This window comes from Pseudomonas sp. GW821-FHT03A09 (assembly GCF_059421065.1).
In genome coordinates this window covers 303699-320905 of sequence record NZ_JBWKUX010000006.1, presented here as the reverse complement: position 1 = coordinate 320905, position 17207 = coordinate 303699, and the positions used below count along the sequence as shown (strand labels likewise).

Here is a 17207-nt window from a genome sequence, read left to right as displayed (position 1 = left end):
AAATGGCAGGGGCGGCTGGATTCGAACCAACGCATGGCAGGATCAAAACCTGCTGCCTTACCGCTTGGCGACGCCCCTGTATCTGTTGCAACGAGTGCCTAACACTCGGTTCCTTTTAGAGCAGACTTTGCAGCTTGCGATGCAACATCGAAACGTTGCTTCCCTTTGCTACAAACCCTGTAAGGGTCTCTGTAAGAAGGGCCGAGACTTTATCAGCTTCAGCTTTGCTTGGGAAGCCCCCAAACACACAACTTCCAGTTCCGGTTAATTTTGCTTCGGTAAATTTACCTAACAAATTCAAAGCGTTACGTACCTCTGGATAACGCCTTGCTACAACCGGTAAGCAGTCATTTCGACTGTTTCCCTTGGGAACGGGGCGCACTTTAATGGGAGAAGAGTTACGTGTCAACAACGGATCTGAAAAAATTTCTGCTGTACTTACAGATACTTGCGGCACAAGCACGACATACCACGGCTCCTCGGGGTATTCGGGGGTGAGTTTTTCTCCCACGCCCTCGGCGAAAGCCGCGTGCCCGCGCACGAAAACCGGGACGTCGGCGCCTAGCGTCAGGCCCAGCGTAGCCAGGCGATCGTGGTCCCAGCCCAGTTGCCACAAGTGATTCAGGCCCAGCAGTGTGGTGGCGGCGTTCGAGCTGCCGCCACCGATTCCACCGCCCATGGGCAAAATTTTGTCGATCCAGATGTCGATGCCGAGCGAACAGCCGGATTGTTCCTGAAGTTTTTTCGCGGCCTTCACAATCAGGTTGCTGTCGTGGGGCACGCCTTCGAATTCGGTATGCAGTTTGATCACGCCGTCGTCGCGAACAGCGAACGTCAGCTCATCGCCGTAGTCGAGGAATTGAAACAGCGTCTGCAATTCGTGGTAGCCGTCTTCACGGCGCCCGAGAATGTGCAGCATCAAATTGAGTTTGGCGGGGGAGGGCAGCGTCAGTTTTTGCACAGTCACTTTTATTGCCCCAATTTGCGCGGTTGCCAGTCCTTGATCACCAGCGTGACATCCAGGTCGGTGCCATGCAGCTTGATGCGCTCGGGTAGCCAATAACCGCTTTGTTGCACGTAGCTCAAGTACTCGACCTGCCAACCGTCCTGCTCAAGGGTGGCCAGGCGGCTGTCGCCGTTGAGGCTCAAGCGGCTCTTGCTGTCAGGTGCGGGCAAGCCGCGCACCCACCAGACGAGATGGGATACCGGCAGTTTCCAGCCAATCTGTTCTTCCAGCAGGGCTTCTGGCGATGCAGCTTCGTAGCGACCCTGGTTGGCCACTTCGAGACTCACTTGCCCCGGCCGACCAGTCAGGCGAGCCGCGCCGCGCCCCAGGGGGCCAGACAGGCGGATGTCGTAGTAATCCTGGCGTTGTAGCCAGAACAATGTGCCGCTGCCGGAATCCTTCGGCGCACGTACTCCGACCTTGCCTTCGATCTGCCAGCCGTCAATGCTGCTGAGCTGATCCTTGTGCTGCTTCCATTGCGCCGGGTTGCCCTGGCCCTCAACGGATTCACGGCTGCCTATGCCCGCGCAACCGGCGAGCAGGGCGATGAGACTGAACACTACAATGTGGCGCAAGAACATAAGCTTAAAGGGTCTCGGATCCGGTCAGGCGCTTGATGGTGCCGCGCAGGATGGGGCTTTCGGGTTGTTCCTTGAGGAATTTTTCCCAGATTTGTCGCGCTTCGCGCTGCTTGCCGTTGGCCCATAGCACTTCACCCAGGTGAGCGGCGACTTCCTGGTCGGGGAAGCGTTCCAGCGCTTGACGCAACAGGCGCTCCGCCTCGTCCAGGTTGCCCAGGCGGTAATTCACCCAGCCCAGGCTGTCGAGCACGGCCGGGTCTTCCGGGTTGAGCTTGTGCGCTTGCTCGATCAGCGCCTTGGCTTCGGCGTAACGTGTGGTGCGATCGGACAGGGTGTAACCCAAGGCGTTGAGGGCCATGGCGTTATCCGGGTCGCGCTTGATGATCAGGCGCAGGTCTTTTTCCATCTGCGCGAGGTCATTGCGTTTTTCCGCCTGCATGGCGCGGGTGTACAGCAGGTTCAGATCGTCGGGGTATTGCAGTAAGGCTTGTTGCAGCAATTTCCAGGCGCGCTCGCCTTGATTGTTGGCGGACAAGGTCTCGGCCTGGATCAGATAGAGCTGGATCGCGTAGTCCGGTTCGGCATCGCGGGCTGCCGCCAGGCGCTTTTCGGCTTCATCGGTGCGACCGTTGCTCATCAGAATGTCAGCCTGGCGCAGTTGGGCTGGCAGGTAGTCATTGCCTGGGCCGACTTGGGCGTATTCGAGCAGGGCCGCTTGTGGGTCGTTGCGTTCTTCAGCGATGCGGCCGAGGTTCAGGTGCGCCGAGTCCACATGGCTTTCCCGCTCGATCAGCTCTTCCAGGTACCCCTTGGCCTCGTCCCAGGCCTTGGCTTCCAGGCACACCAGCGCCAGGGAGTAACGCAGTTCATCATCGTCCGGGTATTGCTGGACGAGGTTGGCGAACTGCACTTTTGCGTCTTCCATGCGGTCCTGTTCAACCAGCATCCGCGCGTAGGTCAGGCGCAGGCGCTTGTCCTCCGGGTACTTCTTGATGCTTTTTTCCAGCAGGGGAATCGCTTCCTTGCCGCGACTGAGGTTCTGCAGCAGGCGCGCGCGCAGCAGGATCGGTGCGATTTCGCCCTCTTCCGGTGGGTTCTGCTCCAACAGCTTCAAGGCCGCGTCGGCTTCGTCATCCTGTTGCAGCAGCAATGCCTTGCCGAAAATCAGTTGGCTGTTCTTCGGGTGCTTTTGCAGCAACCGGTCAAAACTCTTCATCAAGCCATTGCGCGTGTCCTGGTCAGTGTCGGCGGCCGACAGCGCGAGGAAGTCGAAATGGGTGTCGCCTTTGCCTTGCAGGACTTTCTCCATATAGACCATGGAGTCGTCATAGCGCCCGGCCCGTGCCAATTGAACGGCTGCAGCGCGCTGGGCTTCCAGGTCGTCCGGGGCGTTTTTGGCCCAGATCAGCGACGTGTCCAGCGCAGCCTGGTCGGCCCCCAGGTATTCGGCGATACGAAACGCGCGCTCGGAAATACCAGGGTCCTGAGTGTTGATCGCCTGGGTCACGTAGTTATCCAGCGCGATATCGAAGCGATTGCGCTGGCCGGCCAGTTCTGCGGTCAGGAGGCTGTAGATCGTTTCTTCCTGGAACGAGGAATAAACCTTGGGCTTTTCAGGGGCGGGGGTGCTGTCTTCAACCGGAGGCGTACCGTCCGGCGACACGGGGGCCAAAGTCTGGCAGCCGCTGAGGAAGACAAAAGCAAGGAGCAACGCGGAAGATCTATTCATATAGGAAGAGGACGACTAACCTGCGGTCGGATCATCATGACACAAGCCTTCGGCCAAACATAACCGAGTCTCAGTTGGCGCCTTTATAGACACAAGGCATTAGGACAATAGACGACGGTGGTTGTTCTGGGTCTTTCGAAGTAGGACAATTGTCGGCTTCCCGACATCATCAGCGATATTGAATGGCCTTCCTCGCACTCGGTATTAACCACAAGACTGCCTCCGTAGACGTGCGCGAGCGCGTGGCGTTTACGCCAGAGCAGTTGGTTGAGGCCTTGCAGCAGCTCTGCCGGCTCACCGACAGCCGCGAAGCTGCAATCCTTTCGACCTGCAATCGCAGTGAGCTTTATATAGAGCAGGAACATCTTTCAGCGGATGTCGTCCTGCGCTGGCTGGCTGATTACCACCATTTGAGCCTCGACGACCTGCGCGCGAGTGCTTATGTGCATGAAGAGGATGCGGCAGTTCGTCACATGATGCGCGTCGCCGCAGGGCTCGACTCGCTGGTGTTGGGCGAGCCACAGATCCTCGGCCAGATGAAGTCCGCCTACGCCGTGGCCCGTGAGGCCGGAACCGTGGGCCCGCTGCTGGGGCGCCTGTTCCAGGCCACGTTCAATTCCGCCAAGCAGGTGCGCACCGACACAGCGATCGGTGAAAACCCGGTCTCCGTGGCGTTTGCCGCCGTCAGCCTGGCCAAGCAGATTTTCAGTGACCTGCAACGCAGCCAGGCACTGCTGATCGGTGCCGGCGAGACCATCACCCTGGTCGCCCGCCATCTGCACGACTTGGGTGTCAAGCGCATCGTGGTCGCCAACCGTACGCTTGAGCGCGCGAGTATCCTCGCGGAGCAGTTCGGGGCCCACGCGGTGCTGCTGTCGGATATCCCGGCCGAATTGGTGCGCAGCGACATCGTGATCAGTTCCACCGCCAGCCAACTGCCAATCCTCGGCAAGGGCGCAGTGGAAAGCGCGCTGAAGCTGCGCAAGCACAAGCCTATTTTCATGGTGGATATCGCTGTTCCCCGTGATATCGAGCCCGAAGTCGGCGAGTTGGACGACGTTTACCTCTACAGCGTCGACGATCTGCATGAAGTGGTCGCTGAAAACCTCAAGAGCCGTCAGGGCGCTGCCCAGGCCGCCGAGGAAATGGTCAGCACCGGTGCCGAAGATTTCATGGTGCGCCTGCGTGAATTGGCGGCGGTGGATGTACTCAAGGCGTATCGTCAGCAGGGCGAACGCCTGCGCGATGAGGAATTGACCAAGGCCCAGCGTTTGCTGGCCAACGGCAGCAGCGCCGAAGAGGTGCTGATGCAATTGGCTCGCGGCCTGACCAACAAATTGCTGCATGCGCCCAGCGTGCAGTTGAAAAAGCTTACCGCCGAAGGCCGCCTCGATGCGCTGGCCATGGCCCAGGAACTCTTTGCCCTCGGTGAGGGCGCGTCAGATAGCTCTTCGGATAAAAAACCGCAATGAAAGCGTCACTGCTCAATAAACTGGACGTGCTCCAGGACCGTTTCGAAGAACTGACCGCCTTGCTCGGCGATGGCGAGGTCATCTCCGATCAAACCAAATTCCGCGCCTATTCCAAGGAATACGCCGAGGTTGAGCCCGTTGTGGCCACCTATAAAAACCTGTTGAAGGTGCAAGCCGACCTCGAGGGCGCCCAGGCGCTGCTCAAGGACAGTGACCCGGACATGCGTGAAATGGCCGTGGAAGAAGTCCGTGAGGCCAAGGAAAAACTGGCCGAGCTGGAAGGCGACCTGCAACGCATGTTGCTGCCCAAAGACCCGAATGATGGCCGCAACGTGTTCCTCGAAATCCGTGCCGGCACGGGGGGTGATGAGGCGGCGATCTTCTCCGGCGACCTGTTTCGCATGTACTCGCGTTATGCCGAGCGTCGCGGTTGGCGCGTGGAGATTCTGTCCGAGAACGAAGGTGAACACGGCGGCTATAAAGAAGTCATCGCCCGGGTTGAAGGCGACAACGTCTACGGCAAGCTCAAGTTCGAATCCGGCGCCCATCGTGTACAACGCGTTCCGGCGACCGAATCTCAAGGCCGTATCCACACCTCGGCGTGTACTGTCGCCGTGTTGCCGGAGCCGGACGAACAGGAAGCCATCGAGATCAACCCGGCGGACTTGCGCATCGATACCTACCGCTCGTCGGGCGCTGGTGGTCAGCACGTGAACAAGACCGACTCGGCGATCCGGATCACTCACTTGCCGTCGGGCATCGTGGTGGAATGCCAGGAAGAACGCTCCCAGCACAAGAACCGTGCACGGGCGATGTCCTGGCTGTCGGCCAAGCTCAACGACCAGCAGACCAGCGCCGCCGCCAACGCAATTGCCAGCGAGCGTAAATTGCTGGTGGGTTCGGGCGACCGTTCCGAACGCATCCGTACCTATAACTTTGCCCAGGGCCGGGTCACTGATCATCGGGTCAACCTCACCCTTTATTCCCTCGACGAGATCCTCGCCGGTGGCGTTGAAGCGGTGATCGAGCCGTTGCTCGCCGAATACCAGGCTGATCAATTAGCGGCAATAGGTGAATAAATGACCATCATCGCCAGCCTGCTGCGAGCCGCCGACCTGCCAGACTCGCCCACCGCGCGCCTGGATGTGGAGCTTTTGCTGGCGGCTGCCTTGGGTAAATCCCGTAGCTACTTGCATACCTGGCCGGAAAAAATCGTCAGCAGTGAAGACGCGCTGACCTTCGCCGGTTACCTGCAGCGCCGCCGTAGCGGTGAGCCAGTGGCGTACATCCTTGGCCAGCAAGGCTTCTGGAAACTGGACCTGGAGGTCGCGCCCCACACGTTGATCCCGCGTCCGGAAACCGAACTGTTGGTGGAGGCCGCCCTGGAACTGCTGCCGGCCACACCGGCCAAGGTCCTTGACCTGGGCACTGGCAGCGGCGCCATTGCCCTGGCCTTGGCCAGCGAGCGTCCGGCCTGGCAAGTCACTGCCGTTGACCGGGTGTTGGAAGCCGTCGCCCTGGCCGAACGCAATCGCCAGCGCCTGCATCTGAAGAACGCCACGGTGTTGAGCAGCCATTGGTTCAGTGCCCTGCAAGGCCTGGCTTACGACCTGATCATCAGCAATCCGCCGTATATCGCTGATAACGATCCACACCTGGTCGCTGGCGATGTGCGCTTTGAGCCCGCCAGCGCGCTGGTGGCGGGCCACGACGGTCTGGACGACTTACGGCTGATCATCCAAGCGTCACCGGCTCACTTGAATGCGGGTGGTTGGCTCTTGCTTGAGCACGGTTACGATCAAGCAGCCGCTGTGCGTGACCTGTTGCTGAGCCAAGGTTTCGAAGAGGTGCACAGCCGCATCGACCTGGGTGACCACGAGCGCATCACTTTGGGGCGCCGGCCGTGCTGACCGATCAGGAGCTGTTGCGCTATAGCCGGCAGATTCTGTTGCAGCATGTCGATATCGAAGGTCAGTTGCGCCTGAAAAACAGCCGCGCCCTGATCATCGGCCTCGGCGGCTTGGGTGCGCCGGTCGCACTGTATTTGGCGGCGGCGGGTGTGGGCCAATTGCACCTGGCGGACTTCGACACAGTCGATCTGACCAACCTGCAACGCCAGATCATCCATGACACCGACAGCGTCGGGCAGACCAAGGTCGATTCGGCCGTCCGCCGCCTGACAGCAATCAACCCTGAGATCACCTTGATTGCCCATCGTACAGCGCTGGATGCTGACTCACTGACGGCGGCGGTGGCGAGTGTGGACGTGGTGCTTGATTGCAGCGACAACTTCTCCACCCGCGAGGCGGTCAATGCTGCCTGCGTCGCGGCTGGCAAGCCATTGATCAGTGGCGCGGCCATTCGGCTTGAGGGGCAGTTGTCGGTGTTCGACCCGCGTCGCGCCGACAGCCCGTGCTACCACTGTTTATATGGGCACGGTAGTGACACCGAACTGACTTGCAGCGAAGCCGGTGTGGTCGGGCCGTTGGTGGGGCTGGTCGGTAGCCTGCAAGCGCTGGAAGCGCTGAAGTTGCTGGCGGGTTTTGGTGAGCCGTTGGTGGGACGTTTATTGCTGATCGATGCCTTGACTACGCGTTTTCGCGAGCTGCGGGTCAAACGCGATCCGGGTTGCAGTGTGTGTGGGACTCGGCATGGATAAAGGCGCGCCCATCGGTGTGTTCGATTCCGGTATCGGTGGCTTGACGGTACTGGATGAAATCCAACAGTTGTTGCCTCATGAGTCGCTGCTGTACGTGGCGGACTGTGGGCATATCCCCTACGGGGAGAAAACCCCGGGGTTCATTCTTGAGCGTTCCCGAAGGGTGGCCGAGTTCTTTCGCGAGCGCGGCGTCAAGGCGTTTGTGATCGCCTGCAACACCGCAACCGTAGCTGCGGTCGCCGACCTGCGCCAAGACTACCCCGACTGGCCGCTGGTCGGTATGGAGCCGGCAGTCAAGCCCGCGGCCGCCGCTACTCGCAGCGGCGTGGTCGGTGTGCTTGCCACCACCGGTACTCTGCAAAGCGCCAAGTTCGCTGCCTTGCTCGACCGCTTCGCCACTGATGTGCGGGTGATTACCCAACCCTGCCCTGGGTTGGTTGAGTTGATAGAAACCGGCGACCTCGGCAGCCCTGCGCTGCGCAAGATGTTGCAGGGCTACGTCGAACCGCTGCTCAGCGCCGGTTGCGACACCATTATTCTCGGTTGCACCCACTATCCCTTCCTTAAGCCACTGCTGGCACAGATGCTCCCGCCCAGCATCATCCTGATTGACACGGGGGCTGCCGTCGCCCGCCAGCTCAAGCGATTGTTGGCCGAGCGCGAGTTGCTGGCCGAGGGGAATCCAGAGCCGGCCCAGTTCTGGACCAGCGGCGACGCTGAGCATCTAAGAAATATCCTACCCCTGCTATGGAAATATCCTGGCGTTGTGCGTAATTTTGGTTTGTGAAAAATTCGTCGAATTACGGCGTTTAGCAACTGAACTTCTGTCTTCAGGCCAGTTTCAATAGCGAGTGAGCTTGTACAAAACCAAATAACTTCGTTGGGAAGGATGTTTCTTATGAAGCGTATGTTGTCTTTGGCTGCGATTGCGGCTGCTCTGGTGGGGTACTCTTTTTCAACGCAGGCCGCAGGGCTGGAATTTGGGGTAGGCAGTACGCGCGATTCGAATATGACCTATCGCCTGGGCCTGACTTCTGACTGGGATAAAAGCTGGTGGCAGAGCGATACCGGCCGGCTGACCGGCTACTGGAGTGGCGCCTACACCTACTGGGACGGTGACAAGCGCGCCAGCGTGAGCAGCCTGTCGTTCTCACCCGTATTTGTGTATGAGTTCGCCGGAGAATCGGTCAAGCCTTACATCGAGGCGGGGATCGGCGTAGCACTGTTCTCGCGCACTCGGGTCGAAGACAACAACCTCGGCCAGGCTTTCCAGTTCGAAGACCGCTTGGGCTTTGGCCTGCGCTTTGCCGGCGGGCATGAAGTGGGCATTCGCGCCACGCATTATTCCAACGCCGGTATCAGCAGCAATAACGATGGGGTAGAGAGCTACTCGTTGCACTACACCCTGCCGTTGTAATGCCCAAGCACACCGCCAACCAAATGTGGGAGCAGGCAAGCCAGCTCCCACAGGGAGTTACCGGTAAGCCGTCGCAATCCCCTGACGCTCTTCGATGCATTCCGGCGCCCCCATCTCGAACTCCCGGCAAATCAGCGGTCGCCTTTCGTAGATCGTGCACATCATCGTGTCTCGATCCAGCGCTGCACACCAACCGTCGTCCAGGCGCAGCATCACTTCGCCGCCCCAATCATCGGTATCGATAAAGCGCTCCGGCACGCCCGTGTCGGTGATCAGCATGACTTCCAGCTGGCAGCAGCAGGCCGCGCACGTCGAGCAGGTGACGGCGGGTTCGGTGATCTGGGTGTGGGGGATGGTGGTCATAGGCGCGCAGTGTAAGGCAAGCACGTGATGTGCGTGTGAATGCTCTGACAGACGTCAGTGCCCCGGTTGCCGATTCACTGGTCGTCCTTTTGTGGCGGTGGGCTGCGCAGCCTGCGTTTGCCGATGATCAGTTGAGCACGGTTGGGCTGTTTCGACAGTGGCCACAAGGTGGCAATGAACAACGCGGGAAAGGCGATTTCCAGGGGCCGGTTGGCAAGCTTGGCGAAGATGTACTTCGCCGCCTTGTTCGCGGACCAGTTCAAGGGCATCGGGACATCATTGAGTTCGGTCAGCGGTGCGTCGACAAAGCCCGGGCTGATCACCGTGACGTCGATATCCTCCGGCGACAGGCTGCCGCGCAGGGCTTCGAACAGGTAGCGCAAGCCCACCTTGGACGCGCCATAGGCCTCGGCGCGAGGCATTGGCAGGTAGGTCACCGCGCTGGTCACGCCCACCAAGTGCGGGTTCAGCCCTTTGCGCAGTAGGGGCAGCGCGGCTTCGATGCAGTAACTGCTGGCCAGCAAGTTGGTGCGCACCACGTGTTCGATGATCGACGAATCGAACTGTCTGGCGTCGACGTATTCACAGGTGCCGGCGTTGAGGATCACCGTATCCAACGACCCCCATTCCGCGGCGATGTGCTCGCTGATTTCGCGCACGGTCTGGCTGTTGGTCAGGTTGCCGGCCACCACCAGCACTTGCCCTGGATACCGTTGAGCGAGTGATTCCAGTGGGTCTTTGGCCCGCGAGCTGAGGGCCACGTGGGCACCGCTGTTGAGCAGTTCCACGGCCAGCGCCGCGCCGATACCATTGCTGGCACCGGTCAGCCAATAACGACGAAAGTCACTCATGTTCGGCAACCTCCTGGCGTGATGGCAGGCCGCGAAACGCGGCCAGTGCGCGTTCACGAGATTGCTTCAGGTCGACGATCGCGCGCGGGTAATCGGCTACGCCAAACAGGCCGCCGACTGTTTCGGGGCTGTGCACCTGTTTTTTATTCAGCGCGGCCAGCTCCGGTAACCAGCGCTTGATGAACACGCCTTCGCTGTCGAACTTTTCCGATTGGCTCAACGGGCTGAAAATCCGGAAGTACGGTGCCGAGTCGGTGCCCGTGGAGGCACTCCATTGCCAGCCGCCGTTGTTGGCGGCCAGGTCGCCGTCGATCAGGTGGCGCATAAAGAAGCGCTCGCCTTCACGCCAGTCGATCAGCAGGTTCTTGGTCAGGAACATCGCCACCACCATGCGCAGGCGGTTGTGCATCCAGCCGGTTTCCAGCAGTTGGCGCATGGCGGCGTCGATGATTGGCAGGCCGGTGCGGGCTTGTTGCCAGGCGGCCAGCTCCTTGGGGGCGTGGCGCCAGGCCACGGCTTCGGTCTCGGGGCGGAACGCACGGTGACGGGAGACTCGTGGGTAGCCGACCAGGATGTGTTTGTAGAACTCGCGCCACAACAATTCGTTGATCCAGGTGATGGCGCCCACGTCACCACTTTCGAACTCACCGTGGTTGGTTTGCAGCGCGGTATGCAGGCATTGGCGTGGCGAAACCACGCCAGCGGCGAGGTAGGCGGACAGCTGGCTGGTGCCGGGCTTGGCCGGGTAATCGCGTTCGTCTTTGTAGTCGCTGATCTGCTGATTGGCGAAAGCTTCCAGGCGGCGACGGGCTTCGTCTTCACCGGCCGGCCAGAGGTCGCGCAAGGTTTCGCTGGGCGGCTCGAAGCCTTCAACGATGGTCAGCACCGCGTCACTGTTGAGCTTGAGCGGGGCCTGGGCTTTTGGCGTCGCGACGAGGGGTGGCAAGGCACTGTGCAGGCGGGTGTAGCAGACTTTGCGGAACTGGCTGAACACCTGGAAGTAGCTGCCGGTCTTGGTCAGCACGCTGCCGGGCTGGAAGAGTAGCTGGTCGAGGTAACTGTGGAAGGTCACGCCGTCAGCTTCCAAGGACTTGGCCACTGCTGCATCGCGGCGGCTTTCATGGACACCGTATTCCTGGTTGACGTGCACCGACGCGACCGACATTTCCCGGCATAGGGTGCTCAACACGTCCGGGACCTCGTCCCAGGTCTTGGCCGTACGGATCAGCAAGGGAATGTTCAGCTCGCCCAGCGCTTGGCTCAGATGCTGCAAATTGCGCAGCCAGAAGTCGACTTTGCACGGCGCGTCATCGTGGGCCAGCCATTGTTCGGGCGTGATCAGGTAAATGGCCGCGGTCGGGCCTCGCTGGCACGCGGCGGCCAGGGCGGTGTTGTCGTGTAGGCGCAGGTCGGTGCGCAGCCAGATCAAATGCATTTAAACAATTCCACGCTGGATCAGTATCTGGTGAGCCGACAACGGGTCTTCGGCCACGGACAATTGCGGGGTGTCACGGGTTAATGCGGCCAACTCGGCGTGGTGGATGCATACCGTTGGCCCGACAATCAGGATTGGGCAACGAATGCCGCTGATGAGTTTGGTCAGCACCGACTCGTTGAGCGCCTTGCTTGAATACAGCAGCACTGCACGGGGTTGCAGGTGGTCTACCGCCAGGGTCAACTCGCCGGCCGGCAGTGGCCAATCAAATACCTCCACCGGGCAATCGGCGCTGCTGGCCAGCCAGGCGCAGAGCCACAGACACGGCTCCAGGGGCAGGTCGGAATGGTTGACCAGCAGCAGCGGCGCACCCTGCAGTTGGCGGTTGTTATGATAGATGCGCGCGCCGAACTTGCTGCGCAGCCATGACAGGAAAAACACCCGCTCCATTTGTGCGCCGAACTGGCCCTGCCATTTTTGTTCAAGCGCGTTGAGCAGCGGCAACATCAATTGCTCGCACAAAGTGCGTGGCGGATACAGCGCCATGGCCCGGTTGAGGGCATCGTCGATTCGGCGCTCCGCCAGTTCGCTGATGGCGTGTATCAGCACCTGGCGCAGGGCGTGCCACTCATCTTCGACGGTGTCGAGGTTTGATTGAGCAGAGTCGATCAGTTGCTTGACCTGGCTGACCGGCACACCGCGGTTGAGCCAAGTGAGGATGGTGAGGATACGTTGGACATGCTCGGCGTTGAACAGCCGGTGGCCCTTGGGGGTGCGCTGGGGCACGATCAGGCCATAGCGACGTTCCCAGGCACGCAAGGTGATGGCGTTGACGCCGGTCTGGCGCGCCACTTCACGGATCGGCAGCCAGCCGTTTTCCAGGGCTTGGGCGATATCTTCGGCGGGTTCGTCCAGCAGGGCAGCTTTCATGATGAGTTAGATCGCGTGACGCAGGCTGAGGTTTTCCGGGTGCGGCTGCAGGTACGCCTGCTGCGCGATGTAGCGGTCCGGGTGTTGGCGAAAGTGATGCTTGAGCAGAGTGATCGGCACCACCAGAGGCACGATGCCGTTACGGTATTGGCCGATGACGGTTTGTATTTCCTGCTTGTCGTCGGCGCTGATGGCCCGCTTGAGGTAGCCGCTGATGTGTTGCAGCACGTTGGTGTGGGTGCCACGGGTGGCGCATTGCTTAAGGCCGGTCATCAGCTCGCTGAAATAGCAAGCGGCCAAGCCGTCGAGAGTGTCGCCCTTGGCCATGTTGCCCAACCGATGGCCGAGGCTTTTGTAGTGCGCCGGGCTGTGGGCCATCAGCAGGTATTTGTAGCGCGAGTGAAAAGCCAGCAGGCGGTGCCGAGTAAGACCGTCGGCCAACAGCTGTTGCCAGCTGGCGTAGACGAAGACGCGGGTCATAAAGTTCTCCCGCTGCACCGGGTCAAGGCGGCCGTCTTCTTCAACCGTCAGGTTGGGATGGCGTGCGCAAAACGCCTGGGTATAAATGCCACGTCCACTGCCGTTGAAGCGCACGTTCTCACCGAGCAGGCAGGTGCTGATGGCGATCTTCGGTTTACCGGTGTTGGACATGGTCAAACCTCTGCGAAATACCTATACAGACTACAAAAGCTGTACAACTAATTTCATCATAGATTTGATGCTGTACAAGTACAAATAATTTGTACAGTTGTTTTGGGTGCGTGCTACGACATATGTTCAATCAACCGTCGCGCCGCTTCCTGGCCGCTGAGCCAAGCGCCTTCCACCCGGCCGGACAGGCACCAGTCGCCGCACACGTATAGGCCGAGATCGGCGTCGGCCAAGACACCGAACTCATGGCTGCTCGACGGTCGGGCATACAGCCAGCGATGGGCCAGGCTGAACGAAGGTGCGGGCATGCTGCTGTGCAGCAGTTCGGCGAATGCGCCGTGCAAGTGCTCGATCACGGCTTCCTTGGGCAAGTCCAGGTGGGCCTTGCTCCACGCACTGGTGGCGTGCAGTACCCAGGTGTCGAGGGTGGTGTCGCGTCCTGGTTTGCTGCGGTTGCGCGCCAGCCAGTCGAGAGGACTGTCTTGAACGAAGCAGCCTTCCATCGGTGTATCCAAAGGCGTGTCGAAGGCCAGGGCGATGGCCCAGGTCGGGTCCATTTTCACCCCGGCGGCGGCGCTTGCCAGCTTAGGCGCGGCAGCCAGCAGGGCGGTGGCTTGGGGGGCTGGCGTAGCGATCACCACGTGACTGAATGGGCCGTGGTTGTCGCCATCGGCGTCCAGCAGGTTCCAGTGTTGTTTGCCCTGGAACACTTCGGTGATGCGGCAACCGAACTCCACCGGCAAGTCGTCGAGCAGCGCGCGGGTGATGGCGCTCATGCGCGGCGTGCCGACCCAGCGTATCTGTTCATCGGGAGAGGGGCTGAGCTGGCCGGACTTGAAGTTGTACAGCTGCGGCTTCCACTGTTCGGCCCAACCGTTGCTTTGCCAGCGCTGTACTTCGTTGACGAAGCGCCGGTCGCGGGCGGTGAAGTATTGCGCGCCCATGTCCAGTGAGCCGGCATCGCTGTGCTTGCTGGACATACGGCCGCCGCTGCCGCGGCTTTTATCGAAGAGTTGTACGGTGTGCCCCGCGTCTTGCAACGCTCGGGCGGCGGAGAGACCGGCGATGCCGGTGCCGATGATCGCGATGGGAACAGTCATAGGAGGCCTCGTTTACCGTTGGGTACAGCCTACGCCGACACCAATAGCTGTACAATATTGTTTTTTGGTATAAGTTTTGGCGTGCCTGTTCTTACGGCGTAACCTAAGGTTAAGACTGAGCCCTGAACAAACCAAAGTTACGCCCGATTACAAATGATCCCTGCATACAAAATAGACCAGTGGCGGGCGGCAAACGTTACATAAGGAGCGTCCTATGCATATTTTGCTGACCGGCGGTACTGGTTTGATCGGTCGCCAACTCTGCCGTTATTGGCTCGCCCGAGGCCATCGCCTGACCGTATGGAGCCGTGACCCGGAACAGGTTGCCAAGGTCTGTGGCGATCAAGTGCTGGGTGTCGCTCGCCTGCAAGAGGTTATCGGCGTGGTGGACGCGGTCATTAACCTGGCCGGTGCGCCCATCGCTGATCGTCCATGGACCAAAAAGCGCAAGGCGCTGCTGTGGAGCAGCCGTATCAGTCTCACCGAAACCTTGCTGGCGTGGATGGAAAGCCTTGAGCAGAAACCGGCCGTGCTGATTTCCGGTTCCGCCGTCGGCTGGTATGGCGACGGCGGCGAACGCGAACTGACCGAAGCCTGCGGCCCGGTGCAGGATGATTTCCCCAGCCAACTGTGTATCGCCTGGGAAGAAACCGCACTGCGCGCCGAAGCGTTGGGCCTACGTGTGGTGCTGGTGCGCACCGGCCTGGTGCTGGCTGCCGAGGGCGGCTTTTTGTCGCGGCTGTTGCTGCCCTTCAAGCTGGCGCTGGGCGGGCCGATCGGCGATGGTCGGCAGTGGATGCCGTGGGTGCATATAAAAGATCAAATCGCCCTGATTGATTTTCTTCTGCACAAGCCTGACGCCAGCGGTCCTTATAATGCGTGCGCGCCTCGCCCGGTGCGTAACCGCGAATTTGCCAAGACCCTGGGCCAGGTGTTGCACCGGCCCGCGTTCATGCCGATGCCGGCCTTGGCGTTGAAGGTTGGCTTGGGTGAGTTGTCCGGGTTGTTGCTGGGCGGGCAGAAGGCCGTCCCCGAACGGCTGCTGGCCGCTGGTTTCACTTTTCAGTTCACTGAGTTGCACGCGGCCCTGGAAGACTTGTCCAGCCGCCTCTAGAGATAGGATGTTGCATGACGGATCACGCGTTGTTACTGGTCAACCTGGGTTCACCGGCGTCCACTTCGGTGGCCGATGTGCGCAGCTACCTCAATCAGTTCCTGATGGACCCTTACGTGATCGACTTGCCGTGGCCCGTGCGGCGCTTGCTGGTGTCGCTGATCCTGATCAAGCGGCCCGAGCAGTCAGCCCATGCCTACGCCTCGATCTGGTGGGACGAGGGGTCGCCGCTGGTGGTACTCAGCCGTCGCCTGCAGCAGCAGATGACCGCGCAATGGACCCAAGGCCCGGTCGAGTTGGCCATGCGTTATGGCGAACCCTCCATTGAAAGTGTGCTGACTCGTCTGGCCGGCCAGGGTATTCGCAATGTCACCTTGGCACCGTTGTACCCGCAGTTCGCCGACAGTACCGTCACCACGGTGGTGGAAGAGGCACGGCGCGTGGTGCGGGACAAAAAGCTCGACCTGCGTTTCGCCATCCTGCAGCCCTTTTACGATCAACCCGAATACCTCGACGCCCTGGTCGCCAGTGCCAAGCCGCATTTGCAGCAGGATTATGATCACTTGCTGTTTAGCTTCCACGGCCTGCCGGAGCGGCACCTGAAGAAGCTCAACCCAAACCATAGCTTTGATGGCGCGACGGATTGCTGCGCCAACGCGTCGCCCGAAGTGCGTGCCACTTGTTATCGCGGCCAGTGTTTCAGTGTGGCGCGGGATTTTGCCGCGCGGATGGGGCTGCCCGACGATAAGTGGTCGGTGGCTTTTCAATCGCGTCTGGGCCGGGCGAAGTGGATCGAACCCTACACCGAGGCTCGCCTTGAGACCCTGGCCCAACAGGGTGTGAAAAAGCTGTTGGTGATGTGCCCGGCCTTTGTCGCCGATTGCATCGAGACGCTCGAAGAAATCGGCGATCGCGGCTTGGAACAATTCCGCGAAGCGGGAGGCGAGGAGCTGGTGTTGGTACCGTGCCTGAATGACGACCCGCAGTGGGCGGCGGCGCTCAATGCTTTGTGTGAAAGAGCGCCGACAACCTTGTAATCAAGCCGAGTGAGATTTAAATGTGGGAGGGAGCTTGCTCCCGATCGCGGTGTGTCAGTCACGGGGTATATGACAGATGCACTGCAATCGGGAGCAAGCCCCCTCCCACATTTCTACTGAGCCCGCTTGAAGTTGAAGGTGTTACTCGTGATGGGGTTCGCCGAGGAAAGTCAGTGAGGTGAACAGGCCACGCGTCGCCACGTCGGCATTGTCTTTAAGCGGCACCTCTACCTGCGCAGAAATCACATTCAAGCCTTCATTGCGCACCAGCACCTGAGCACGGCCATCTTTATCGGTCTCGGTACTCAAGGTGTTCGGCGCATTACGGTAATCGCCGATCAATTTGACTCCCGCCGCAGGCTTCCCATCCAGCAGCACTCGTACCGGCAGTGACTTGCCCGGGCCGACGGTCAGCGGGTCGGCTTCCGGCAGGATCAGCAATTTGAGGGCATCCAGCTTGGGCAGCTTGGCACCCGGTTCGTAGATCGCCAGGCTGTACTTGAAGGTTTGCGTCGACTCAATGGCCCCAGGCACTTGGGTACGCCCTTTGTTGATCCATTTTTTATCCGCCGTTTGCGACCACATGCCGTTATCCAGCGCTACCGCCAGCACCGCCGGCGTTTTGAGCGGCTTGAGGCGTGCGTGGTCGTTGAGGCGTTCCACGGTTACCGGGATCATTTTGCCGCTGGCGTCGTACGCCCAGGCACCGCTGATTTTCTGGGCCTTGAAGGCGTTGTCTTCGGCGCCATGGCCGTAAATCACTTCGATGTTGCCACGACGTTGTTCGGTCCACAGGCCATGGGCCGATACCTGGGTGGCAAACAGCAGGCCAATCAATGCCAGGGGTTTGAGAGGGTGCATG

The 17207-nt window shown here is 60.3% G+C and carries 17 protein-coding genes, 1 tRNA gene and 1 pseudogene; 8 read left to right on the top strand and 11 right to left on the bottom strand.

Annotated elements, in window-relative coordinates; all coding sequences use genetic code 11:
- Positions 1 to 3 precede the first annotated feature (3 nt).
- From AC07V4_RS14120 to AC07V4_RS14105, 4 genes are all read right to left on the bottom strand, one after another.
- Positions 4 to 78, bottom strand: a tRNA-Gln gene (locus AC07V4_RS14120).
- A gap of 37 nt (positions 79 to 115) precedes the next feature.
- Entirely contained in the window at positions 116 to 919 is an 804-nt protein-coding gene (ispE, locus tag AC07V4_RS14115; protein WP_492636963.1) for a 4-(cytidine 5'-diphospho)-2-C-methyl-D-erythritol kinase, read from the bottom strand.
- A gap of 50 nt (positions 920 to 969) precedes the next feature.
- Positions 970 to 1587 (bottom strand): lipoprotein insertase outer membrane protein LolB, encoded by a 618-nt coding sequence (gene lolB / locus AC07V4_RS14110; RefSeq protein ID WP_492636761.1) that lies wholly within the window; start codon positions 1585 to 1587, stop codon positions 970 to 972.
- A gap of 4 nt (positions 1588 to 1591) precedes the next feature.
- A complete protein-coding gene (locus AC07V4_RS14105; protein ID WP_431751304.1) occupies positions 1592 to 3316 on the bottom strand; it encodes a tetratricopeptide repeat protein in 1725 nt (574 codons plus the stop codon).
- Between the two features lie 182 nt (positions 3317 to 3498).
- On the opposite strand from AC07V4_RS14105, the gene hemA reads away from it, so the two are divergent.
- From hemA to AC07V4_RS14075, 6 genes are all read left to right on the top strand, one after another.
- The gene (hemA, locus tag AC07V4_RS14100) at positions 3499 to 4788 is read left to right on the top strand and encodes a glutamyl-tRNA reductase (RefSeq protein ID WP_492636762.1); all 1290 of its coding nucleotides are present in this window, start codon (positions 3499 to 3501) and stop codon (positions 4786 to 4788) included.
- Entirely contained in the window at positions 4785 to 5867 is a 1083-nt protein-coding gene (prfA, locus tag AC07V4_RS14095; protein WP_060754819.1) for a peptide chain release factor 1, read from the top strand. Before hemA ends, prfA begins: the two co-directional genes overlap by 4 nt.
- On the top strand, positions 5868 to 6698 hold the full coding sequence (gene prmC / locus AC07V4_RS14090) for a peptide chain release factor N(5)-glutamine methyltransferase (protein ID WP_492636763.1): 831 nt from the start codon (positions 5868 to 5870) through the stop codon (positions 6696 to 6698). It abuts the gene before it with no gap.
- Entirely contained in the window at positions 6692 to 7447 is a 756-nt protein-coding gene (locus tag AC07V4_RS14085) for a molybdopterin-synthase adenylyltransferase MoeB (RefSeq protein ID WP_492636764.1), read from the top strand. Before prmC ends, AC07V4_RS14085 begins: the two co-directional genes overlap by 7 nt.
- Positions 7440 to 8234 (top strand): glutamate racemase, encoded by a 795-nt coding sequence (gene murI / locus AC07V4_RS14080; protein WP_492636765.1) that lies wholly within the window; start codon positions 7440 to 7442, stop codon positions 8232 to 8234. The genes AC07V4_RS14085 and murI overlap by 8 nt, the downstream gene beginning before the upstream one ends.
- A 111-nt stretch (positions 8235 to 8345) precedes the next feature.
- On the top strand, positions 8346 to 8864 hold the full coding sequence (locus AC07V4_RS14075; protein WP_492636766.1) for an acyloxyacyl hydrolase: 519 nt from the start codon (positions 8346 to 8348) through the stop codon (positions 8862 to 8864).
- A 57-nt stretch (positions 8865 to 8921) separates the two neighbouring features.
- On the opposite strand, the gene AC07V4_RS14070 is transcribed toward AC07V4_RS14075, so the two are convergent.
- The 6 genes and pseudogenes from AC07V4_RS14070 to AC07V4_RS14045 form a co-directional block, all read right to left on the bottom strand.
- Positions 8922 to 9227 carry a YkgJ family cysteine cluster protein gene (locus tag AC07V4_RS14070; protein WP_431751310.1) on the bottom strand — a complete coding sequence of 102 codons (306 nt, stop codon included), beginning with the start codon at positions 9225 to 9227 and terminating at the stop codon, positions 8922 to 8924.
- Positions 9228 to 9301: 74 nt separating this feature from the next.
- Entirely contained in the window at positions 9302 to 10078 is a 777-nt protein-coding gene (locus AC07V4_RS14065; RefSeq protein WP_492636767.1) for an SDR family NAD(P)-dependent oxidoreductase, read from the bottom strand.
- Entirely contained in the window at positions 10071 to 11513 is a 1443-nt protein-coding gene (phrB, locus tag AC07V4_RS14060; protein ID WP_492636768.1) for a deoxyribodipyrimidine photo-lyase, read from the bottom strand. Before phrB ends, AC07V4_RS14065 begins: the two co-directional genes overlap by 8 nt.
- A complete protein-coding gene (locus AC07V4_RS14055) occupies positions 11514 to 12443 on the bottom strand; it encodes a MerR family transcriptional regulator (protein ID WP_492636769.1) in 930 nt (309 codons plus the stop codon).
- Positions 12444 to 12449: 6 nt separating this feature from the next.
- Positions 12450 to 13028: pseudogene (locus AC07V4_RS14050) on the bottom strand (YbgA family protein); the annotation flags it as partial.
- Between the two features lie 179 nt (positions 13029 to 13207).
- The gene (locus AC07V4_RS14045) at positions 13208 to 14194 is read right to left on the bottom strand and encodes an NAD(P)/FAD-dependent oxidoreductase (RefSeq protein ID WP_492636770.1); all 987 of its coding nucleotides are present in this window, start codon (positions 14192 to 14194) and stop codon (positions 13208 to 13210) included.
- Between the two features lie 214 nt (positions 14195 to 14408).
- Between AC07V4_RS14045 and AC07V4_RS14040 the strand changes: the two genes are divergently transcribed.
- Positions 14409 to 15308 carry a TIGR01777 family oxidoreductase gene (locus AC07V4_RS14040; RefSeq protein ID WP_492636771.1) on the top strand — a complete coding sequence of 300 codons (900 nt, stop codon included), beginning with the start codon at positions 14409 to 14411 and terminating at the stop codon, positions 15306 to 15308.
- A gap of 14 nt (positions 15309 to 15322) precedes the next feature.
- Positions 15323 to 16345, top strand: coding sequence for a ferrochelatase (hemH, locus tag AC07V4_RS14035; RefSeq protein WP_492636772.1), 1023 nt, complete (start codon positions 15323 to 15325; stop codon positions 16343 to 16345).
- A 141-nt stretch (positions 16346 to 16486) separates the two neighbouring features.
- Here hemH and AC07V4_RS14030 read toward each other — a convergent pair whose 3' ends face one another.
- Positions 16487 to 17206, bottom strand: coding sequence for a DUF4198 domain-containing protein (locus AC07V4_RS14030; RefSeq protein WP_492636773.1), 720 nt, complete (start codon positions 17204 to 17206; stop codon positions 16487 to 16489).
- Between the last annotated feature and the right edge of the window lies 1 nt (position 17207).